Consider the following 21,595-nt stretch of genomic DNA (forward strand, 5'->3'; position numbering starts at 1 on the left):
TATTGGTGCAGTGCTCGATCAGTTATCGGCAATTGCGTGCCGGTCTTGAGTCCCGCGTTCGAAAAGAAGGCTGGGCGCGTGGGTTTCCAGCTTGAACACGCTCACCGCCTGCACCAGCCGGTCGGCCTGCTCCTGCATCGACTGCGCCGCGGCCGCGGCTTCTTCCACCAGCGCCGCGTTCTGCTGCGTCACCTGGTCCATCTGAGTGATGGCCTGGTTGATCTGCTCGATGCCTTGCGTCTGCTCGTGGCTCGCCGCGCTGATCTCGCCGACGATGTCGGTCACCCGGCGGATGCTGCCCACGATCTCTTCCATGGTCTTGCCGGCTTCGCCCACCAGCGCGCTGCCGGCATCGACCTTGCCCACCGAGTCGTCGATCAGGCCCTTGATCTCCTTGGCGGCGGCAGCGGAGCGTTGCGCCAGGTTGCGCACTTCGGAGGCCACCACCGCGAAGCCGCGGCCCTGCTCGCCGGCGCGCGCCGCTTCCACCGCGGCATTGAGCGCCAGGATGTTGGTCTGGAAGGCGATGCCGTCGATCACGCCGATGATGTCGACGATCTTCTTCGACGAGGCATTGATCGAGGCCATGGTGCTCACCACCTGGCCCACCACATTGCCGCCCTTCACCGCCACGTCGGAGGCCGACAGCGCCAGCTGGTTCGCCTGCCGCGCGTTGTCGGCGTTCTGCTTGACGGTGGAGGTCAGCTCTTCCATCGAGGCGGCCGTCTGCTGCAGCGAGCTCGCCTGCTCCTCGGTGCGCGAGGACAGGTTCTGGTTGCCGGCCGAGATCTGGCTGGAAGCGGTGGCGATGGCATCGGTGCCTTGCCGCACGCCGCCCACCACGCCGGCCAGGCCCTGGCGCATGGCTTCCACGGCGCGGGTGATCACGCCCATCTCGTCGCGCCGGTCCGAACCCAGCTGCCGCGACAGGTCGCCCCGCCCCAGCGCCTGCACATGCAGGCTCAGCAGCCCCAGGGGCCGCACGGTGCGGCGGATGAAGACGATCAGCGCGGCGCCCAGCATCACGGCAGCCAGCGCGATGCAGCCGCCCAGCCAGGCCATCTGACGGTAGAGCGCCGCCAGCACTTCGGCGGTGGGCACTTCCGCCACCACCAGCCAACCCGTCGCCTCGCTCCTCGCGACGGAGGCATGGCGCTCGCGCCCGTCCGCCGCTGCGAGCACGGCCCGCGCCTCGTCGATCCACAGGGCCTCCTTGGCCGAGATGCGCTCCAGCCATGCAGCCGATTCGTCGCCCGGCAGGAGCTCGGCCAGCTTCTTGCCCGCCGCCGTCGGATGAAAGACCAGCGTGGCCGCAGCGGCGCCACCGGTCGGGTTGACGATGTAGAGCCCGCCGGTGTCGAAGATCTGCGTCTTCTTCACGGCTTCGCCGAAAGCGGCCTGCTGCTGCGCGATGTCCAGGCCGATGTAGAGCACGGCGATCACGCGGCCGGCCGCATCGCGCACCGGCTCGTAGACCGTCATGAAGGGGCGGCCGAACAGCATGACGCGGCCCACGAAGCGCTTGCCCTCGCGCAGGACCGGATAGGCGCCGCTCTTGCGGTCGAGCAGGGTGCCGACGGCCCGGTCGCCGTTCTCCTTCTTGACCGAGGTGGTGATGCGGCGGAAGTCCTCGCCCTGCGCCACGAACACCGTGGCGTTGGCGCCGGGGAAGTCGCGCGCGAAGGCGTCCACCTCGGCGGTGCGCGCGGCGTCGATGGGCGTGCCGTCGATGCTCAGCGCGCCCTGCGCGGCCGCGTCGAGCACGAAGCTGCCCGCGAACTGGCGCCGGAACACGCCGAAGGCGTTCTCCGCCGTGAGGCGCATGGTCTGGTCGAAGATGTCCAGCGACCGGGCGATGGCCTCGGCCTTGGCATTGGCGTACTGCGCGGCGCTGCGCTGCTGCTGCGAGGCGGCCAGCGCGTAGAAGACCGCCAGCACCAGCGCGGCCACGAGGAACATGCCCGCGGCGGCGCCGAGGGTCATGGTGCGGGTCAGGGAAACGAAGGAGGGGTCGCGCTTCGAGGGGTTCGCGGTGTTCATCAGGACATCCTCCGGTTCAGAACTCGGTCCAGTCGCCGGCCGCGGCACGCGGGCTTGGCGCCGCGGGCCTGGGGAGCAGGCGCTCTTTCTTCTCGGGCAGGTTCGAAGTCGACGTCGAAGTCGAAGTCGAAGTCGAAGGCGCGATGCGAATGGCCTGCGCGCCGGCATCGAGCCGGAACACGCTCACCGCGCGCACCAGGCTGCCGGTCTGCTCCTGCATCGACGCAGCCGCCGCGGCCGCCTCTTCCACCAGCGCCGCGTTCTGCTGCGTCACCTGGTCCATCTGCGTGATGGCCTGGTTGACCTGCTCGATGCCCAGGGTCTGCTCGTGGCTGGCCGCGGTGATTTCGCCCACGATGTCGCTCACGCGCTGGATGCTGCCCACGATCTCTTGCATGGTCTTGCCGGTCTCGCCCACCAGGGCGGTGCCCGCGTCCACCTTGCCGACGGAGTCGTCGATCAGGCCCTTGATTTCCTTGGCGGCGGCAGCGGAGCGCTGCGCGAGGCTGCGCACCTCGGAGGCCACCACCGCGAAGCCCTTGCCCTGCTCCCCCGCGCGTGCCGCTTCCACCGCGGCATTGAGCGCCAGGATGTTGGTCTGGAAGGCGATGCCGTCGATCACGCCGATGATGTCGACGATCTTCCTGGAGGAGGCATGGATCGAGGCCATGGTGTCCACCACCTGGTCGACCATGCCGCCGCCCTTGACGGCGACTTCCGAAGCCGAGCGCGCCAGCTGATTGGCCTGCCGCGCGTTGTCGGCGTTCTGCTTGACGGTGGAGGTCAGCTCTTCCATCGAGGCCGCGGTCTGCTGCAGCGAGCTCGCCTGCTCCTCGGTGCGCGAGGAGAGGTCCTGGTTGCCCGTCGCGATCTGGGTGGAAGCCGCCGCGATGCTGTCGGTGCCGCTGCGCACCTCGCCCACCACGCGCGCCAGGTTGGCATTCATGCCCTGGAGCGCCTGCATCAGCAGGCCGGTCTCGTCGCGGGTTTTCACCACCACCTCGCTGCGCAGGTCGCCGGCGGCCACGCTCTGCGCCACCTGCACCGCCTCGTTGAGCGGGCGCGTGATGCTGCGCGTCAACAGCCAGGCCAGCACCGCGCCCAGCGCCAGCGCGAGCACGGCCAGCAAGATCACGTTGACGCGGCCCGAGCGGTACAGCTCGTCGACCGAATCGGCCGCGCGGTCGATGCGCTCGGCCTGGTGCGTCAGCATGCCGCGGATGCTGGCGTCGTAGGCGTCGAGCATCGGGATCAGCTGCTCGTTGGTGATGCGCGCCGCCTCCTCCTGCCGGCCCTCGGCCTTGAGCTTGAGGATGCCGTTGCGCAGGGCGATGTACTCGGTGCGCTTCTTCTTGATGTCGGCGCTGATCGCCTGTTCCTCGGGCGTGTCCAGCATGTCTTCCAGCTTCTTCTGCGTCTCGGAGATGAGCGCGCTGGTCTTCGTCATGTTCTTCTGCAGGAAGTCCTGCACTTCGGCGTCGTTGCTCTTGACCAGCGCGAAAGTGCGCACGCTGTTGTTGCTGGTGTTCAGCAGCCAGCTCGCGGCCAGGCGCTCCTTCACCAGCGAACGCTGGACCATCTCCGCATTGGCCTCGCCCACCTTCTGCAGGCGCAACACGCCGATGCCCGCGACGACGGCCAGCAATGCCAGCACCAGCGCAAAGCCGATGCCCAGGCGGGTGCCGATCTTCCAGTTCCTCATCTCAATATCCTCCTTGTCTTGCAAAAATCCCGGCCGGCGAAGAGAGCCATTTCAGGCTGCGATCTTGTCGATCAGGCCCATCTCGTCGCTCGACATCAGCTTGTCGATGTCCACCAGGATCAGCATCCGCTCCTCCAGCGTGCCCAGCCCGATCAGGTAGTCCGTGTCCAGCGACGAGCCCATCTCCGGCGCCGGCTTGATCTGCTGCGCCGTCAGCGTGATCACGTCCGACACGCTGTCCACCACCATCCCCACCACGCGGCCGCCGATGTTCAGCACGATCACCACCGTGAACTGGTCATACGTCGGCGTGCCCAGTGCGAACTTGATGCGCATGTCGATGATCGGAACGATGATCCCCCGCAGGTTCACCACCCCCTTGATGAACTCCGGCGCGTTGGCGATGCGCGTCACCGCGTCGTAGCCGCGCAGCTCCTGCACCTTCTGGATGTCGATGCCGTATTCCTCCTCGCCGAGCGTGAAGGTGACCACCTCCAGCCGGTTGCCGTCGACGGCCGGGACATTGGCCTGCGGGCGCAGGCTTGCGATTTCAACCATGGAGCTTTCCTCAGGTGGATGGATTCAGGTGAACTTCTGCATGATGCGAACGAGCTTGTGCCCGTACTGCGGATCGGTGGCGTAGCCCGCCTTCTGCAAGCCGTGCGCGGCCGCGGCCGGATCGTCGGTGGCCAGCACGTTGGCGTAGCGCGGGTTGCGCGTGATGAACTTCGCGTAGTCGGTGAAGGCCTCCTCGTAGGAGCCGTAGGCCCGGAACTTCGCGCGCACCTTCTGCGGCTCGCCGTCGACGTACTCGGTGGTGGTGGTCTCGACCGTCGGGCCCTTCCAGCTGCGGTCGGCCTTGATGCCGAACAGGTTGTGGCTCGGGGTGCCGTCGTCGGCGCGGATCTCGCGCTTGCCCCAGCCGGATTCGAGCGCGGCCTGCGCCAGGATCAGCGGCGCGGGGACGCCGCTGGCCTCGCTCGCGGCCTGCGCCGAGGCGCCCATGCGGTCGACGAAGGCGTCGACCTTGCCCTGCAGCGAATCCACCGTGGCCGGTACACGCTCGACATTGCTCTGGTAGAGGCTCAGGTCCGCGGCGCGGCGCGGCGCGGGCGCGGTGGCGGGCAGCATGGCCGGCGTCGGCGCGGAACCGAGCGGGATGCCCACCTGCGGCTTGATCGCGAAGCCGGCCGGCGGCGCGAGCGACATGCCTTCGGCCCCGCCCTCACCCTCCGCCGCGGCGGATGGGAGGCTGCGGCTCAGCTGCGCGAGCATCGCCTCGGCGAGCCCGACGCCGCGCCCCGAGAGGTTCTGCGCGAGCTGCTGGTCGAACATCGAGAGGTAGAGCTTCTCGTTCTGGCTGTCCAGCAAGCCGCTCTGCGGCACCGCCTGGCGCATGCTCTTGAGCACCATGTTCATGAACAGCGCCTCGAACTGGCGCGAGACCTGCCTGAGGCCTTCCTCGGGCGAGGCGCGCACGGTGCGCCGCAGGGCGTCCACACCCTGCACGTCCAGCGCGAAGCGCTGGTCGAGTGCGGCGTTGCGCGTATCGGTGGTCATCGCCATGCGCGGGCCTTCAGATGACTTCCAGTTCGGCGCGCAGGGCGCCGGCACTCTTCATGGCCTGCAGGATGGACACCAGGTCCTGCGGATTCGCGCCCAGGCTGTTGAGGCCCTTGATCACGTCCGCCAGCGAGGCGCCGCCGCGCACCATCTGCAGCGCGCCGCCCCCCTGCGTGACCGAGACCTGCGAGGTCTGGGCGACGACCGTGGACCCGCCCGAGAACGGACCGGGCTGGCTGATCACCGGCTCGGTGTTGATCACGACCGAGAGGTTGCCGTGCGCCACCGCACAGTCGTTGACGCGCACCGCCTGGTTCATCACCACCGAGCCGGTCCGTGCATTGATCACCACGCGCGCCACCGCCTGCATCGGCGTCACCTCGATGTTCTCGAGCCGGGCCAGGAAGCCGACGCGCTCCTGCGCCTGCGGCGCGCGCACGCGGATCATCCGGGCGTCGGCCGCATCGGCGGTGCCGGGGCCGAGCTGGCGGTTGATGGCCTCGACCACGCGCTGCGCGGTGCCGAAGTCGGAGCGGTTGAGCTCCAGCGAGAAAGTGCCCTCGCCGCCCACCGGCGCTTCCACCGTGCGCTCCACCAGCGCCCCGGCCGGAATGCGGCCCGAGCTCAGCTGGTTGATCTGCACCTTGCTGCCGTTGGCCGAGGCGCCGGCGCCGCCGACCACCATGTTGCCCTGGGCGATGGCATAGGTCGCGCCGTCCACGCCCTTGAGCGGCGTCATCAGCAGCGTGCCGCCGCGCAGGCTCTTGGCATTGCCCATGGACGAGACGGTGACGTCGATGGCCTGGCCGGGCCGCGCGAAGGACGGCAGCGTGGCCGTGACCATCACGGCCGCCACGTTCTTCAGCTGCATGTTGACGCCGGCCGGGATGGTGATGCCCAGCTGCTGCAGCATGTTGTTCAGGCTCTGCGTGGTGAAGGGCGTCTGCATGGTCTGGTCGCCCGTGCCGTCCAGCCCCACCATCAGGCCGTAGCCGATCAGCGGGTTGTCGCGCACGCCCTGGATGCTGGCCAGCTCCTTGATGCGCTCGGCGTGGGCGGGAAACGTCAGCACACAAAGCGCTGCAATCGCAGTCATCAAATATCGCGACAAACTCATAAACAAACTCTCTCTTTCAGAGCGGCACCGGAACGGGCCGCGTTCGGGGGACACCGCGGAACCGGCCTTGGCCTGTCCTGAGCCTGGCGAAGGGCCGGGCCGCTGGTGTCGCCCCCGGTGAGGGGGTGGGCGGCTACACGAAGTGAGCCAACCTGGGGGAGAGCCATCAGAAGGGCATGACGTTCAGGAAGAAGCGCTGCATCCAGCCCATGTGCTGCGCCTCGTCGATATAGCCCTTGGCCGTGTATTCGATGCGCGCATCGGCCACCAGCGTGGAAGGCACGGTGTTGCTGCCCGAGACGGTGCGCGGGTTCACCACGCCCGAGAAGCGGATGTACTCGGTGCCCTGGTTGATGCCCATCTGCTTCTCGCCGGACACCAGCAGGTTGCCGTTGGGCATCACGTCCGTCACGGTGACGGTGATCACGCCGTTGAAGGTGTTGTTGGCGTTGGCCCCGCCCTTGGCATTGAGGATGTTGTTGCCGGACAGCTTGGCGTCCTGCTCGTCCAGCAGGCCGCCCAGCAGCTTGGGAATGGTCGGGAAGGCGGCCGTGAGGCTGCCCGAGCGGCTCGCGTTGGCGCCCGAGTTCTTGCTCGCGTTGACTTTCTCGCTGATGACGATGGTCAGGATGTCGCCGACGTTGCGGGGCCGGCGGTCCTCGAAGAGCGCGTTGCCGCCGGGCCCGTCGCGGAAGATCGCGCCGTTGGCGCGCGGCGCCGGCAGCGGCGCGTAGGCATTGGCGCGCGCCGTCATCGGCTGGTGCACCAGCGGCTCGCGCGGGATCTGGGCACAGCCCGTGGCGAGCAGGGCCGCAAGTGCGCCCGCAGCAAGACGATGAAGACGAGCGCGGTCGATCACAGCTGGGCCAGCCTTTGCAGCATCTGGTCGGAGGTCTGCACGGCCTTGCTGTTGATCTCGTACGCCCGCTGCGTCGCGATCATGTTGACCAGCTCCTCCACCACGTTGACGTTGGAGGCCTCCACATAGCCCTGGCTCAGGATGCCCGCGCCTTCCAGGCCCGGGTTCAGCTGGTTGGGCGCGCCGGAGGAATCGGTCTCGGCATAGAGGTTCTCGCCCACGCTCTGCAGCCCCGCGGGATTGAGGAAGGTGGCCAGCTGCAGCTGCCCGACCTGCACGGTCGCGGTGCTGCCGGCCTGCGTGACCGAGACCATGCCGTCGCGGCCGATGGTCATGCCGGTGGCGTTCTGGGGGATGGTGATGGCCGGCTGCACCGGAAAGCCGCTGGCGGTCACCAGCTGGCCGTCGCGATCGGTCTGGAAGGAACCGTCGCGCGTGTACGAGGTGGTGCCGTCGGGCATCAGCACCTGGAAGAAGCCGGCGCCGTTGATCGCCACGTCCTTCGGGTTGTCGGTCTTGGTCATGTTGCCCTGCGCATGGATGCGCTCGGTGGCGACCACGTGCACGCCGGTGCCGACCTGCAGGCCGGAGGGCAGGCGCGTCTGGTCGGAGGTCTGGCCGCCGACCTGGCGCAGGTTCTGGTACATCAGGTCCTCGAACACGGCGCGGCTGCGCTTGAAGCCGGTGGTGCCGACGTTGGCCAGGTTGTTGGAGACCACGTCCAGCTGGGTCTGCTGGGCATCGAGGCCGGTCTTGGCGATATAGAGCGAGCGCATCATGGCGATGGGTCCTTTGTGCTTTGAATGTGAGATCAGCCGTAGGCCAGCAGCTTGTTGGCCGACTGCGCGTTGTCGTTCGCGGTCTGCATGGCCTTCATCTGCATCTCGAAGCTGCGGGCCTGGGCGATCATGGAAACCATGGCTTCGACCGGATTGACGTTGCTGCCTTCGACCGCGCCGCTGGTCACGGTCACGGCCGCATCGGCCTCGGCCGGCGGCAGGCCCTCGCGCATGCGGAACAGGCCGTCGTCGCCGCGCACCAGGTCGGTCGTCGGCGGGTTGACGAGCTTGAGGCGGCCGACCTCGGCCACGCCCACCAGCGGATCGCCGGCGCCGCGCGCCGTGATGGCGCCGTTGGGGGCGATCTGCACCTTGGAGCCGGGCGGCACCACCAGTGCGCCGCCCTCGCCCACCACCGGGCGCGCGCCCATGGTGAGCAGCTGCCCGTCGGCACCGACCTGCAGGTTGCCCACGCGGGTGTAGGCTTCGCCGCCGTCGGGCGTCTGCACCACCAGCCAGCCGTCGCCGTGCACCGCGACGTCGAGGTCGCGGCCGGTCTGCGTCAGCGGGCCGTGGCTGAAGTCGGCGCCCGGCGTGGTGGCGACCACGAAGGAGCGGGTGGACGGCTCGTCGCCTCCCACCACCGGCACCGCGCGGAAGCTGTTGACCTGCGCGCGAAAGCCCGGCGTCGAGACGTTCGCCATGTTGTTGGCGACCGAGGCCTGCTGTTCCATGGCCTGCTTGGCGCCGCTCATGGCGACATAGAGCATGCGGTCCACTGGGTGCTACTCCTGGTGCCGCTCAGCGGATGTTGATGAGCGTCTGGACCACCTGGTCCTGCGTCTTCACCGTCTGCGCGTTGGCCTGGTAGCTGCGCTGGGCGACGATCAGGTTCACCAGCTCGGAGGTGAGGTCCACGTTGGACGACTCCAGCGCGCCCGATTCGAGCGAGCCCTGCTTGGTGCCTTCGCCCGGGGTGCCGGTGAGCGCCGGGCCCGAGGCCTGGGTCTCGGCCCAGACGTTGCCGCCCTTGGGCTCCAGGCCGTTCGGGTTGGCGAAGCTGGACAGCACCACCTGGCCCATCAGCTTGGTCTGCTCGTTCGAGAACTTGCCGGTGATGGTGCCGTCGGGGTTGATCGAGAAGGAGGTCAGCGTGCCGGAGGTGTAGCCGTCCTGCGACAGCTTGTTCATGCCGTTGGCATTGCCGAACTGCGTGGTGCCGGAGAGGTCCACCGCCATGTTCATCGCGGCCGAGCCGTTGCCGAAGTCCAGGTTCGCGATGTTGAAGCTGCCGCCGGCGGGGGCCGTCATGTTGCCGTTGGTGTCGAAAGTCAGGCCGGTGATCGGGCCGGCGCCGATGGCCGCGCCGTCGGCCTGGGCGTAGACGTTCCAGGCGTTGTCGCCGGTCTTCACGAAGTAGGCGGTGAGCTCGTGCGGATTGCCCAGCGAGTCGTACACCGGGCCGATCGAGTTGGAGTAGTTGAAGGTGCCCGAATCGGTGGCATCGAAAGGGGTCTTGCTCGGCACGGCCAGGCGCGAGTCGAGGTTGAACTCGGCCTCCACGCCGGTGGTGGCGTTCGGGTTCATCGAGCTGGTCTGCACCTGCAGTGCGGTGGGCGTGCCGCCGGAGAGGCCGCCGGCCGCCGTCACGCCGTAGCCGGTGAGGCGCAGGCCCTGGCTGTTGACGATGTAGCCGTCCTTGTCGCGGGTGAACTGGCCGTTGCGCGAGTACGCCACTTCGCCGCTGGGGCTGGAGAGGCGGAAGAAGCCGTCGCCGTTCTGGATCGCCACATCCAGCGGGCGGCTGCTGGTCTGCGTGACGCCCTGCGTGAAGTTCTGCACCACGCCCGAGACCGAGGCCCCCAGGCCGATGCGCGAGCCGGCATAGATGTCCTGGAAGGTGGCGGCCGCCGACTTGTAGCCCACGGTGCCCGAGTTGGCGATGTTGTTGCCGATGACGTCGAGGTTGGCAGCGGCCACGTTCAGGCCGCTGATGCCCTGGGAGAAACTCATGATCGATCCTTGTTGCTATGCGTGGAAGAAGCGTCCCCCGCGCCGACGCGAGAGGCCCGAGGGAGAAGGGTTCAGAGGTACATGCGCACGTCGTCGAGGCTGATGCTTCGGCCGTTGGCCAGCTCGAGCGTGACCCCGTGGGTGCCCTGCTTGACGGCCGCCACCTGCGCGAAGGTGAGCGCGGTGGCCTCGACCGCGGTGCCGTCGTTGCTGGCGACCACGCTGAAGCTGTAGTTGCCGGCCGGCACCGTCGATCCGTCGTCGGCCTTGCCGTCCCAGGTGACGGGGTTGACGCCCTCCGCCAGGGAGCCCAGCTCGAGGGTGCGCACGGTGCGGCCCGCGGCATCGACGATCTTGACCTGCACGTCGCCGGCCGTGCCGGGCAGCTGCACGGCGAAGGGCACGGTCGCCGGCTCCTCGCCGTCCTTGGGCGCGGTGGTGGCGATCTGGTTGCCGGGCGACAGCACGTTGTAGCCGATCAGCGAGGCGGCCTGCAGCACCTGGTTGCTGCCGGTCTGGCTGACCAGGCCGGACAGCGTGCTGTTGAGCTTCTCGATGCCGCTGACCGTGCTCATCTGCGCGAGCTGCGAGGTGAGCTCGGCGTTCTGCATCGGGTTGAGCGGGTCCTGGTTGTTGAGCTGCGTCACCAGCAGCTTGAGGAAGCGCTGTTCGCTGTCCGAGCCGCTCACGCTGCTGCTGCTGCTCGATGTCGAGCCGGTGCCGCCGAGGGAGGAGAGGGCGTCGTTGATGGCCATGTTCTGGAGGCTTGTGCTTGTGGTTGAGCGGGGTTACTGGCCGACCGACAGCGTCTTGACCATCAGCGTCTTGGCGGTGTTGAGCACCTCGACGTTGGCCTGGTAGCTGCGCGAGGCGGAGATCATGTTGGTCATTTCCTCGACCACGTTGACGTTGGGCATGCTCACGTAGCCCTGCGCATCGGCATGCGGGCTTTTCGGGTCGTAGACCATCCTGGCGGGCGCGCTGTCCTCGACCACGCCGGCGACCTTCACGCCGCCGATGTCCTGCCGGCCGGAGGCCGCGACCTCGAACATGACCTGCTTGGCGCGGTAGGGCTGGCCGTCGGGGCCGGCCACGCTGTCGGCGTTGGCCAGGTTGCTGGCCGTGACGTTCATGCGCTGCGACTGCGCAGCCATCGCCGAGCCGGCGACGTTGAAGATGTTCATGGAGGCGCCGGGCAATGGCATCGCGCGTGCTCCTTATTGCTGCGCCGCGGCCAGCAGCGACTTGATCTTGGCGCTCATCACCGTGAGGTTGGCCTCGTAGCGCAGCGCGTTGTCGGCGAAGGCGATGCGCTCGGCATCCATCTCGACGGTGTTGCCGTCGATGCTGGATTGCGCCGGCACGCGGAAGAGCAGGCCGGGATCGGGCATCGCCGAGGCGTCGCCCTGCAGGTGGCGCGCCGAGGTGGTGGCCATCGTGACCGCCTGGCCGCCGCGGCCCTGCTCGACGGCCTGCGTGAGCCGGCTCGCGAAGTCGAAGTCGCGTGCCTTGTAGTTGGGCGTGTCGGCGTGGGCGATGTTGGCCGCCAGCACTTCCTGGCGCTGGGCCCGGAGGTTCAGGGCTTCGCGGCTGAATCGAAGCGCTGCATCCAGCTTGTCGATCATGAGGGCTCCATCTGTTGGCGTCGCGGCCAGGGGAAGGCGTGGCGACAGATGGAAAGCGAGTCTATGCACGAGCCGCTTTTGCAATGGGCCGAACAAAGGGGCATTTGACGTGCACTTCGCACCTTGGCGCGAGGGCCGCGCTTCCTAGAATCCGACTCACCGATGATGGACACGACCTGCTTCCCGCTTCGCTTCATGCCCTTCGTGCTGGCCGCGAGCCTGGGCGCCGCCGCGTGCCCGGCCGGGCCGCTCGACGGCAGCGATGCGCGGGCCGTCGTCCAGCAATTCCTGAAGACGCAGACCGCCGGCCTGCCGGGCCAGGCCCGCATCCGGGTGACGCTGCCGGGCTCGGCCCTGCCGGCCTGCGAGGCGCTCGAGGCCTTCCTGCCGAACGGGGCCTCGGCCTGGGGCCGGGTCTCGGTCGGCCTGCGCTGCCCGGGCGAGCGGCCCTGGACGCGCTTCGTGCAGGCGCACGTCGCGCTCGAAGGCCGCTACCTGGTGGCCGCACGCGCCCTCGACGCCGGCCGGCCCCTGGGTGCCGGCGACGTGGCGGCGCGCACGGGCGACCTGACGGCGCTGCCGAAGTCGGTCCTGCTGGACCCGGCCGAGCTCAAGGGCATGGTGACGGTCAACCGCGTCGCCGCCGGCGCGCCGCTGCGGCGCGAGCAACTGCGCGGCACGGTCGTGATCCAGCAAGGCCAGACGGTGCAGGTGGTCGCCGAGGGGCAGGGCTTCACGGTCAGCACCGAGGCGCGAGCCCTGAACCGGGCCGAGATCGGCGCCACCGTCCAGGCCAAGACGCGCGATGGCCGGCTGGTCAGCGGGGTGGCCGGCGAGGAGGGCCAGGTGCGGCTGGCCCAGTAGTGACAGATCATGCGCATGGATCGACCCTAAAGTTCGGGCCCGCACTGCCGATAAAGCGGTCAGCCCTTTGAGGAACCATCTTGAAAATCGACCAACCCGCCCCCTCGGCCATACCACTCCCCCGCGCGGGCAAGGCCGCCAAGGCCCAGCCGGCCGCCGGCGCCGATGCCGCCGAACAGGCCAAGGACGCGGTACAGCTGTCCTCGGCCCAGGTCCATTCGCTGCCCAGCGGCCCGAACACCGACTTCGATGCCGCGCGCGTCGCCGACATCCGCAAGGCCATCCTGGCCGGCGAGTACACGGTGCATCCCGAGCGCATCGCCGACGGCCTGCTGAAAAGCGTTCGCGACCTTCTCGGCGGCAAGAGCGAGGGCTGAGAACGATGCGCGTCACGCTGCTGCCCCACCTGCTGGCCGAGAAGTCCTGCGTGGAAGAGTTCATCGACCTGCTGGGGCAGGAGGAGCGGGCCATGCAGGAGGGCCTGTTCGCCGACCTGAGGCCGCTGACGGCGCGCAAGGCTGCCCTGCTCGACCGCATGACCGCGCTCGACCAAGCCCGCGAATCGGCCCAGGTGGCGATGGGCTTCGAACCCGGCCGCGCCGGTGCCGATGCCGCCGCCACGGCCGCCGGCACCGCCGCGCAGGAGGCCTGGGCCGCGCTGCTGGAACTGGCCGACAAGGCCAAGGCCGGCAATCGCCGCAACGGCGCCTTGGTCCACGGCCACCTCGACTTCACCCGCAATGCACTGCACTACCTGCAGGCGGCCGCCCTGCCCTTCTATGGGCCGGACGGGATTCGCAAGGCGCTGGGCGGGCCGGGGACGCGGCGCGCGCTGGGGTAGGCCCGCAGCGAGCGGCTGCGACATCGACGGCTCGCCACGACGGCGTGCCATCCGACAGACAAGAAGCCCGCGGCGAGAACAGGATCGGTGTTTTTTGCGCGACGGCGGGCTGCCGTGCTCAACGCTTCAGGAGACCTGACATGACCAGCAAGAACACGATCTGTCTGTGGTACGACGGCACTGCCGTCGACGCCGCGAACTTCTATGCCAAGACATTCCCCGACAGCGCCGTCGGCACCATCTTCCGCGCACCGGGCGACTATCCCGATGGCAAGCAGGGCAATGTCCTGACGGTCGAGTTCACCGTCGCCGGCATTCCCTGCCTCGGGCTGAACGGCGGCCCGCACTTCAAGCACAACGAGGCCTTTTCTTTTCAGATCGCGACCGACGACCAGGCCGAAACCGATCGCTTGTGGGACGCGATCGTCGGCAATGGCGGCCAGGAAAGCGCGTGCGGCTGGTGCAAGGACCGGTGGGGATTGTCTTGGCAGATCACGCCCCGCGCCCTCACCGAGGCAATAGCCGACCCCGACCGCGCGGCGGCCAAGCGCGCGTTCGACGCGATGATGACCATGAGGAAGATCGACATCGCCGCCATCGAGGCGGCGCGCCGGGGCCAGGCCCCCGCTGAAAGGTCCTAGGCGAGCGCAGGGTCGGAAGTCGTGACTTCGCGCCCGTCCGCTCGGGCGAGAAGCCGAGCCGCGCTGGAGGCCGCCAGTTCCAGACGCTTGACGTCGCGCTCGTCCAGTTCGGTTTCGCCTTCGATGTTGAAGCCGCAGAGCATGCCGTAGATCCGCCCGTCCGCCATCCGGACCGGCACGCCGATGTGCGTTCCCATGCCGTCGAAGCTGGCGGGCAGTCCCTGCTCTTCACGCACGCTCGTGACGCTCTGGATCAGATGGGGCAGCCGGCCGTCGAGGATGCGCTGGCAGATGGTGTGTTCGAGCGGTGCGGACTGGCCCCGCTGTATGCGCAATGCATTGCTCTGGGATTCGATGTGCCGGAACACGCGCCTGCCGTCGACGAACTCGCTCACGAATACCACCTGCAGGCCCAGCTGCTCCCGAACGATGACCAGCAGGTCCCCGATGGCGCGATCGACCGAGACCTCTCCGGCATGGAATTGGGCTTCCGCCGTGATGATGCCGAGACGGGCCTCGCGGCTTTCGCCGGCGGGAGCTTGCGGTGTGCTTGGAAAAGGTTCCATGTATAACGAGTTTCAGGCGGATCGTATGCGGCGTGCGACTGCCCTGGAAGTGCATTTCGCACGCTCCGTGCTGCCTTCTTCCGCATGGCGACCCGTCAAGGCAGCTTGGTCCGTCCCTGGGCGCGGATGTTGTCGAGCCAGTCGTCGATCTCGATCCTGCTGAAGATGAAGATCAGCGCCACGGACGCGGTGTTGAAAACGGCCAGTCCTATGTTGCCGTCGCCCACCAGGTAGGAGGCGGCCGGCGCGGCGCTGGTGCAGACCATGGTGGCGGCCGTCATGCCGGTGTAGTGCATTGCGCACACGGCCACGCCCATCACCGCAGCCGCGATGAACTGGTGCGCCAGTTCCGTGAGATTGAAGGCCAGCCACAGCGCCGCCGCCGCCGCGCCGATGGCGATGGCGACCGATGCGGCCACGACGACCAGGTCGAAGCTCATGCTGGCGCGCATGTTCATGGCGAACATGCCGATGTAGTGCATCACGCACACGCCAATGCCCGCCAACAGGCTGCCGGCCAGCCAGCCGCCGCGGGTGAAGCGCTTGCCGCCGGCCAGGTACAGGGCGATGCCCGAGATGAGGATCGCGGCGACCAGCGACAGGGCCGTCAGCGGCACGTCGTAGGCGATCGCCACCGGCAGGCGGTAAGCCACCATGCCGATGAAATGCATCGACCAGATGCCGATGCCGCCCAGCGCCACCGCGCCGCCGGCCAGCATGAGCAGGTCGAGCGTGCCGTCCTTGCGCACCATCTTGTGGGCGCACAGCAGGGCAAGCAGCGAGCCGAAGAAGGAGATCACATACGAGAGCGCGACGGTTCCGAGGTCGTAGCGCGGGGACAGCAGTTGGCCGACGATGGGATCCATGGGGTGTCATCGTAGGGTCGAGGGGCCGGACGGCCATGAAAGCCGGGGCGAGCTCCCGCCTGGAAACGTGCATTAGTTGGCCCATTCCAGCGCTCGCCGCGCCTCGCCTCTCGCCCACGGCACCCAAGCGGGCCGCGCCTTCAGTCGCCCGGCATGTGGGGCGGATTCAAGGTCACGCGCCTGGCCGCCTTGGCGCGCATCCGGATGTTGAGCACCTCCACGCCCAGCGAGAAGGCCATGGCGAAGTACACATAGCCCTTGGGCACGTGGTGGTCGAAGCCCTCCGCGACGAGCACGACGCCCACCACCACCAGGAAGGACAGCGCCAGCATCTTGATGGTGGGATGGTCGGAGACGAAGCGGCCGATGGCGGCGGCGAACAGCATCATCAGCAGCACGGAGGCGACCACCGCGGCGATCATCACGCGGACGTCGTCCACCATCCCCACCGCGGTGATGATGGAGTCCAGCGAGAACACCAGGTCGACGATCATGATCTGCAGGATGACCGAGAGCATGGTGGCGCCGGCCGAGGCGGCCTTCTCCTCGTGGCCGCCTTCCAGCGACTGGTGCACCTCCGTCGTGCTCTTCCAGATCAGGAACAGGCCGCCCAGGATCAGGATCAGGTCGCGGCCCGAGATGTCCTCGCCCGCCACCGAGAAGAGCGGGGCCACCAGCCCGACGATCCAGGCCAGCACCAGCAGCAGGCCGACGCGCATGAACATCGCCATGAAGAGTCCCAGCCGTCGCGCGAAGTCGCGCTTGGCGGCGGGCAGCTTGTCCACCAGGATGGAGATGAAGATGATGTTGTCGATACCCAGCACGAGCTCGAGCGCGGTCAGGGTGGCGAAGGCAATCCAGGCTTGAGGGTCCGTCAGGAGTTCCAGCATCGCAGTCCTTTTTTCGAGCAGGGGCGCGAGGGCAGCCCCGGGCGGTTTTTGTCAAGGAGTGCCGATCATGCGTCAATTCCCAGGACGGCCTCCCGCACTGCGTGTCATGCCGAGGCTGCGTGGGCGCGAGGGGTGGGGCGCCGTTCGCCCCTAGACCACCGAGGCCGATGCCGAATCCGAAGCGCTCGCAGCGCCCGCAGCACGCTCGGCATCGGGCGCGGCGGTCACGATGGATCGCAGCGGCGGCTGCGGCTGCGTCTTCAACAGCAGCTGCAGGTCCGGGCGGGGGCGGCGCAGTTCGGCGCTGGACGCGAAGGCCCGCTCCATCGCGTGCGCGGCACCCAGCACCTGGTGATCCGACCTGAAGCCGCCGACGATCTGCAGGCCGAAGGGCATGCCCGCATGATCGACACCGCAGGGCAGCGAGAGCGACGGATGCGTGACCAGCGTGACCACGTAGGTCAGCGCCAGCCAGCGGTAGTAGTTCTCCTGCTTTTCCCCGTTGATCGTGTCCGCGTACAGCTGCGTCCACGGGAAGGGCGAGACGGGCGTGGTCGGCGACAGGATCAGGTCGACGTCGGCGAAGACGTCCTGGAACTTGCGGATCAGGCGGGTCTGCTCGGCCTGGGCCCAGGCGCTGTCCAGCAGGCTCATGCGCGCGCCCATCTCGTAGTTGGCGCGCGAGTTGGGGCCGAGGCTCATCGGGTCCTTCTCGTAGGCGGCCTGCATGCCCGCGACGAAGGCCTCGGCACGCAGCACGTTGAAGCACCTGTGAACGTCGCCGAGGTCGAGCGCGATCTCGTCGCAGCGCTGGAAGAGGTGGCGCATGCCCTCGATCTTGCGGCGGAAGGTGGCGCGGATGTTCTGGTCCACGGCGCAGGCGCCGAAGTCCTCCGTCCAGGCAACGCGCAGCCGGCTCAGGTCGACGTCGACGGGCTTCAGGAAGGACAGCGCATCGAGCGGATAGCTCAGCGGATCGCCGGCGTGCATGCCGGCCGAGGCGGCCATCTGCAGGCAGGCGTCCTCGACATTGCGCCCCATGGGGCCGACGACCGAGATCGGTGTCCAGCCCAGCAGCTTGCGCACGCTGGGCACGACACCGGGCGAGGGCCTGAAGCCCACCACACCGCACTTGGCAGCGGGGATGCGAAGCGATCCGCCGGTGTCGGAGCCGGTGCAGACCGGCAGCATGTCGCAGGCCAGCGCGGCAGCGGAGCCGCCGGACGACCCTCCGGCATTGAGATCGGGATTGAAGGGGTTGCCGGTCGCGCCCCACACCTCGTTGCGCGAGTTGGCGCCCGCGCCCATCTCGGGGACGTTGGTCTTGCCGGCCACGATGGCCCCGGCCCGGCGCAGGCGCGCCACCAGCTCGATGTCCTCGGCCGGCACATGGTTGCGGAACAGGGGCGAGCCCCAGGTGGTGAGCAGGCCCTGCGTCGGTTCGAGATCCTTCACGCCCAGCGGCAAGCCATGCAGCAGCCCGAGCGGGCGCCCGGCCATGACGGCTTCCTCCGCGGCGCGGGCTTCGGCGCGCGCGCGCTCGAAACAGGTGGCGGTGACGGCGTTGACGAAGGGGTTCACGCTTTCGATGCGCGCGATGCAGGCCTCCAGCAGCTCCACCGGCGACAGCGCCTTGGTGCCGATGAGCCGGCGCAGCTCGACCGCGGAGGTCTCGACGAGTTCGGCCATGCTCAATCCGCGGTGATGTTGGAGCGGGCCGCGACCGCGCGCATCAGCGGCAGCTCCTTGTTGATCAGCTCGCTGGCCGCGGCCGCGTTGCTGAAGGCCGGCTCCAGGCCGGCCGCGACCAGCTTCGCCCGGGTGTCCGGATCGGCCACGGTCGCAGCCAGGGCCTTCTCGAGCCGCGCCCTGACGGCCGGTGGCAGGCCCTTGGGGCCCGCGAAGATCAGCCAGGTGTCCATGTCGATGCCGGGAAAGCCGCTCTCGGCCATGGCGGGCACGTTGGGCAGGAGCGCCGAGCGCTTGGCCGTCGTCACCGCAATCGCCTTGACCTTGCCGCCGGCGAGCTGCGGGATGGCTGCGCTCACCGTGTCGACGCTGAAGGGGATCTGCCCGCCGATGAGATCGGTCATGGCCGGCGCACTGCCCTTGTAGGGCACGTGCGTCATCTTCAGCCCGGCGGCGTTCAGCAGCGTCTCGCCGGCGAAGTGGGCGGTGGTGCCGCTGCCGTAGGAGCCGTAGGCGTACTTGCCCGGGGAAGCCTTCACGTAGTCCACGAACTGCTTGAAGGTCTGGACCGGAACGTCCTTGTTCGCGAGCAGGATGAGCGGGGTGCGGCCCGCGAGCCCGATGGGATCGAAGCCCTTGACGGGGTCGTAGGGGAGGTTGCTGCGGATCGCCGGGTTGACCGTGAAGGTGGTGCCCGAGCTCAGCAGCAGCGTGTAGCCGTCCGGCGCTGCCTTGGAGACATGGGTCGCGCCGATGATGGTCCCTGCGCCGGCGCGGTTGTCGATGACCACCGGCTGGCCCAGCTCCTTGCCCAGGCGCGCGCCGATCACGCGCCCCAGCACGTCCGTCGCACCGCCGGGCGGGAAAGGAATGATCAGGGTGACGGGCCGCGACGGAAAGTCGCTCTCGGCGGCGGCGGCCGGCGCGCAGGCCATGCCGAGGGAGGTTGCCAGCGCAAAGCCGGCGAGGACGGAGAGGGACTTCATCAGGGGCTCTTGCAGAAAAGAAATCGAAAGAGGGGTGAAAGAAGGCCGCGCATCGGCAGTCACGGCATCGTAAGAGTCCACATGGATTGCGGCAAGCGCCATGTTTAGAATCTTTCATTGCTGAAATCGCAATTCAAATCCATGGCCGGCTATTTGCTGCAAGAGACTGCCGTGCGCTACTTCCTCGAAGTCGTGCGCACCGGTTCCATCAAGGAAGCCGCGTTGAAGCTCAACGTGGCGCCCTCGGCAGTCAGCCGGCAGGTGGCGCGCCTCGAGCGCGAGATGGACAGCCTGCTGTTCGAGCGCCACGCCCGCGGCATGGTGCCCAATGCCGCCGGGGAACTGCTGGCGGCGCACGCCAAGCGGGCGCAACAGGACAACGAGCGGGTGCTGAACGACATCGCCGCGCTGCGCGGTTTGCGCAGCGGCTTCGTTCGCGTGGTCAGCGCCGAGGGATTCGCCTTCGACTTCATCCCCACGCTCATCGCCCGCTTCCGGGAGAAGTACGAAGGCATCCGCTTCCACCTGGAGGTCTGCTCCCGCACCGACATCCCGCGGCGCATCCGCGACGGCGAAGCGGACGTGGGCGTGACGCTGAGCTCGGTGCCCGAGCCCGGCATCCAGCTGGAGCTGCGCCATCCGAGCCCCATCCTGGCCGTCATGTCCGGCAAGCATCCGCTGGCCCGGCAGCGCCAGCTGTCCCTGAGCCAGGCGGTCGCGTACCCGCTGGCGCTGCCGCTGCCCAACAGCTCGGTGCGGCAGCTGCTCGACATCAGCTGCAGCCGGCAAGGCCTGCAGTACCGGACCGCCATGTCGAGCAACCACGCCGACGCGCTGGTGAGCTTCGCGGCCGCGGCGCCCGAGTGCATCGCCTTCTACGGCGAGCTGTCCATCCGCACCCGCCTTCTTGCAGGCACGCTGGTGGCGGTTCCGCTGCGCGACCGGGAGATGAACGAACGCTACCTGGAGGTCGAGACGCTGGCCGGCCGGGCGCTGTCCGACGCGGCCAAGGGCTTCGTGCATTTCCTGGCCGAAGCGATCCGGGGAGGGTGAGCGGCTTTTGGGCAGCATTGCCGCGGCCGCAACTGACAAATCGAATAATTGCGCGGCTGGCACACGCAAGCACGGCGATGCAGGCGCGACAATGACGGCCGCTCGCCGGCCCTACGACTCGCTCACTTCGATGACCTGCCCCTCCCCTTCCCTTCTGCCTCCCGGACTTGGCCCAATCCTGGCGCACGTGCGTGCCGTGAGCTCGAGCCCGCTCACCATCCTGGCGTGAGCGGCTCGATGGCGCACAAGCACAAGGAGGTCCTGGTTCTCGGCGCGGGCATCGTCGGCGTCAGCACGGCGCTGGCGCTGCAGCTGCGCGGGCATGCGGTCACGCTCGTCGACCGGAAGATGCCGGGGCTGGAAACCTCCTATGGAAACGCCGGCATCATCCAGCGCGAGGCGGTGCAGCCCTATGCGTTTCCGCGCGATATCGGGACGCTGCTGCGCGTGGCGACCGGGCGCAGCAACGACGCCCACTATCACCTGGATGCCCTGTGGCAGGTGTGGCCGCGGCTGTTCGCCTACTGGCGCTCGTCCGCGCCTTCGAGCTATGCCGAAATCGTCCCTGCGTACAGCCGGCTGATCGAGAAATGCATCGACGAGCACGCCTTCTGGATCGAGCAGGCCGGTGCCGGCGAGCTCATCCACAAGGAGGGATGGCGGCAGATCTACCGCTCTCGCCAGGCCTTCGATGCAGCCGCGGGCGAGGCAACGGCCGCGGCGCGCGAGCACGGCCTGGGCTGTTCCGTGCTCGGCAGCGACGAGCTGGCGTCGGCCGAGCCCGGACTGCAGCGGGCGCTCGCCGGGGCCATCCACTGGACCGATCCCTGGAGCGTGCGCGACCCGGGCGACCTGGTCGCGCGTTACGCGAAGCTCTTCATCCGGCGCGGCGGCCGCTTCGCCTTGGGCGATGCGATGACGCTGCGGCAGCAAGGTGAGGGCTGGTCCGTCGATGCGGAAGGTGGCAGCGTTCAGGCGGAAGAGGCGGTCGTCGCGCTGGGGCCCTGGGCCGATGCGCTGCTGCGCCCCCTGGGTTACCGCCTGCCCTTGTTCATCAAGCGGGGCTACCACCGCCACTACGAAGGGCATGCCGGGCTCCGGCTGCCGATGCTGGATGTCGAGCGCGGCGTGATGGTGGCGCCGATGTCGCGCGGCCTGCGGCTCACCACCGGTGCGGAGTTCGCCCGCCAGGACGCGGCCGCCACCCCGGTCCAGCTCGGCCGCGCGGAACAGTCGACACGCGAACTCGTGCCGCTGGGGAAACCGGTCGAGGCTTCGCCGTGGCTGGGCTCGCGCCCCTGCACCGTCGACATGAAGCCGGTGCTGGGCGCGGCGCCGCGCCACAAGGGCCTGTGGTTCAACTTCGGCCATGCGCACCAGGGCTTCACGCTGGGGCCCGTCACCGGCCGCCTCCTCGCCGAGCTGATCAGCGGCGAGCCCGCGTTCATCGACCCGGCGCCGTACCTCGCGAGCCGCTTCGGCTGAAGCGACGCCGGGGCAA

The 21,595-nt window shown here is 68.6% G+C and carries 23 protein-coding genes; 6 read left to right on the forward strand and 17 right to left on the reverse strand.

What is annotated here, in order from left to right:
- Positions 1-18: 18 nt before the first annotated feature.
- From AC3A6Y_RS15165 to flgB, 12 genes are all read right to left on the reverse strand, one after another.
- Entirely contained in the window at positions 19-2,040 is a 2,022-nt protein-coding gene (locus AC3A6Y_RS15165) for a methyl-accepting chemotaxis protein (RefSeq protein WP_487869073.1), read from the reverse strand.
- A gap of 16 nt (positions 2,041-2,056) precedes the next feature.
- Positions 2,057-3,742, reverse strand: coding sequence for a methyl-accepting chemotaxis protein (locus AC3A6Y_RS15170; protein WP_487869074.1), 1,686 nt, complete (start codon positions 3,740-3,742; stop codon positions 2,057-2,059).
- A 51-nt stretch (positions 3,743-3,793) separates the two neighbouring features.
- Positions 3,794-4,300, reverse strand: coding sequence for a chemotaxis protein CheW (locus tag AC3A6Y_RS15175; RefSeq protein WP_487869075.1), 507 nt, complete (start codon positions 4,298-4,300; stop codon positions 3,794-3,796).
- A 24-nt stretch (positions 4,301-4,324) separates the two neighbouring features.
- Positions 4,325-5,308 (reverse strand): flagellar assembly peptidoglycan hydrolase FlgJ, encoded by a 984-nt coding sequence (gene flgJ / locus AC3A6Y_RS15180; protein WP_487869076.1) that lies wholly within the window; start codon positions 5,306-5,308, stop codon positions 4,325-4,327.
- Positions 5,309-5,318: 10 nt separating this feature from the next.
- Positions 5,319-6,422, reverse strand: a complete 1,104-nt coding sequence (locus AC3A6Y_RS15185) for a flagellar basal body P-ring protein FlgI (RefSeq protein ID WP_487869077.1) — start codon at positions 6,420-6,422, stop codon at positions 5,319-5,321.
- Positions 6,423-6,588: 166 nt separating this feature from the next.
- Positions 6,589-7,281: a flagellar basal body L-ring protein FlgH gene (locus tag AC3A6Y_RS15190; RefSeq protein WP_487869078.1), complete on the reverse strand. Its 693-nt coding sequence runs from the start codon at positions 7,279-7,281 to the stop codon at positions 6,589-6,591.
- Entirely contained in the window at positions 7,278-8,060 is a 783-nt protein-coding gene (flgG, locus tag AC3A6Y_RS15195; protein ID WP_487869079.1) for a flagellar basal-body rod protein FlgG, read from the reverse strand. The genes AC3A6Y_RS15190 and flgG overlap by 4 nt, the downstream gene beginning before the upstream one ends.
- Positions 8,061-8,092: 32 nt before the next feature.
- Positions 8,093-8,839, reverse strand: a complete 747-nt coding sequence (flgF, locus tag AC3A6Y_RS15200) for a flagellar basal-body rod protein FlgF (protein ID WP_487869080.1) — start codon at positions 8,837-8,839, stop codon at positions 8,093-8,095.
- A gap of 22 nt (positions 8,840-8,861) precedes the next feature.
- Complete coding sequence (flgE, locus tag AC3A6Y_RS15205; protein ID WP_487869081.1) at positions 8,862-10,073, reverse strand: flagellar hook protein FlgE; 1,212 nt, start codon at positions 10,071-10,073, stop codon at positions 8,862-8,864.
- A 71-nt stretch (positions 10,074-10,144) separates the two neighbouring features.
- Positions 10,145-10,828, reverse strand: coding sequence for a flagellar hook assembly protein FlgD (locus AC3A6Y_RS15210; protein ID WP_487869082.1), 684 nt, complete (start codon positions 10,826-10,828; stop codon positions 10,145-10,147).
- Between the two features lie 33 nt (positions 10,829-10,861).
- The gene (gene flgC, locus AC3A6Y_RS15215; protein ID WP_487869083.1) at positions 10,862-11,278 is read right to left on the reverse strand and encodes a flagellar basal body rod protein FlgC; all 417 of its coding nucleotides are present in this window, start codon (positions 11,276-11,278) and stop codon (positions 10,862-10,864) included.
- A 12-nt stretch (positions 11,279-11,290) separates the two neighbouring features.
- Entirely contained in the window at positions 11,291-11,698 is a 408-nt protein-coding gene (gene flgB / locus AC3A6Y_RS15220) for a flagellar basal body rod protein FlgB (protein WP_487869084.1), read from the reverse strand.
- Between the two features lie 162 nt (positions 11,699-11,860).
- Between flgB and flgA the strand changes: the two genes are divergently transcribed.
- The 4 genes from flgA (at position 11,861) to AC3A6Y_RS15240 (ending at position 14,044) form a co-directional block, all read left to right on the forward strand.
- Positions 11,861-12,562, forward strand: a complete 702-nt coding sequence (gene flgA, locus AC3A6Y_RS15225) for a flagellar basal body P-ring formation chaperone FlgA (protein ID WP_487869085.1) — start codon at positions 11,861-11,863, stop codon at positions 12,560-12,562.
- 80 nt (positions 12,563-12,642) lie between these two features.
- A complete protein-coding gene (flgM, locus tag AC3A6Y_RS15230; RefSeq protein WP_487869086.1) occupies positions 12,643-12,939 on the forward strand; it encodes a flagellar biosynthesis anti-sigma factor FlgM in 297 nt (98 codons plus the stop codon).
- 5 nt (positions 12,940-12,944) lie between these two features.
- A complete protein-coding gene (locus AC3A6Y_RS15235) occupies positions 12,945-13,403 on the forward strand; it encodes a flagella synthesis protein FlgN (RefSeq protein ID WP_487869087.1) in 459 nt (152 codons plus the stop codon).
- A gap of 140 nt (positions 13,404-13,543) precedes the next feature.
- Complete coding sequence (locus AC3A6Y_RS15240) at positions 13,544-14,044, forward strand: VOC family protein (protein WP_487869088.1); 501 nt, start codon at positions 13,544-13,546, stop codon at positions 14,042-14,044.
- On the opposite strand, the gene AC3A6Y_RS15245 is transcribed toward AC3A6Y_RS15240, so the two are convergent.
- The 5 genes from AC3A6Y_RS15245 to AC3A6Y_RS15265 form a co-directional block, all read right to left on the reverse strand.
- Entirely contained in the window at positions 14,041-14,610 is a 570-nt protein-coding gene (locus tag AC3A6Y_RS15245) for a GAF domain-containing protein (protein ID WP_487869089.1), read from the reverse strand. The two genes, AC3A6Y_RS15240 and AC3A6Y_RS15245, sit on opposite strands and share 4 nt — an antisense overlap.
- A gap of 95 nt (positions 14,611-14,705) precedes the next feature.
- Positions 14,706-15,476 carry an MHYT domain-containing protein gene (locus AC3A6Y_RS15250; protein WP_487869090.1) on the reverse strand — a complete coding sequence of 257 codons (771 nt, stop codon included), beginning with the start codon at positions 15,474-15,476 and terminating at the stop codon, positions 14,706-14,708.
- Between the two features lie 140 nt (positions 15,477-15,616).
- Entirely contained in the window at positions 15,617-16,366 is a 750-nt protein-coding gene (locus AC3A6Y_RS15255; protein ID WP_487869091.1) for a TerC family protein, read from the reverse strand.
- A 150-nt stretch (positions 16,367-16,516) separates the two neighbouring features.
- Positions 16,517-18,055, reverse strand: coding sequence for an amidase (locus AC3A6Y_RS15260; RefSeq protein ID WP_487869092.1), 1,539 nt, complete (start codon positions 18,053-18,055; stop codon positions 16,517-16,519).
- A gap of 2 nt (positions 18,056-18,057) precedes the next feature.
- Positions 18,058-19,041, reverse strand: coding sequence for a Bug family tripartite tricarboxylate transporter substrate binding protein (locus AC3A6Y_RS15265; protein WP_487869093.1), 984 nt, complete (start codon positions 19,039-19,041; stop codon positions 18,058-18,060).
- 141 nt (positions 19,042-19,182) lie between these two features.
- Between AC3A6Y_RS15265 and AC3A6Y_RS15270 the strand changes: the two genes are divergently transcribed.
- Both AC3A6Y_RS15270 and AC3A6Y_RS15275 read left to right on the forward strand, forming a co-directional pair.
- Positions 19,183-20,094: a LysR family transcriptional regulator gene (locus tag AC3A6Y_RS15270; protein ID WP_487869939.1), complete on the forward strand. Its 912-nt coding sequence runs from the start codon at positions 19,183-19,185 to the stop codon at positions 20,092-20,094.
- Between the two features lie 237 nt (positions 20,095-20,331).
- Positions 20,332-21,579 carry an NAD(P)/FAD-dependent oxidoreductase gene (locus tag AC3A6Y_RS15275; protein WP_487869940.1) on the forward strand — a complete coding sequence of 416 codons (1,248 nt, stop codon included), beginning with the start codon at positions 20,332-20,334 and terminating at the stop codon, positions 21,577-21,579.
- Positions 21,580-21,595: the final 16 nt, after the last annotated feature.

This window comes from Variovorax sp. Soil_C_17, assembly GCF_057657265.1.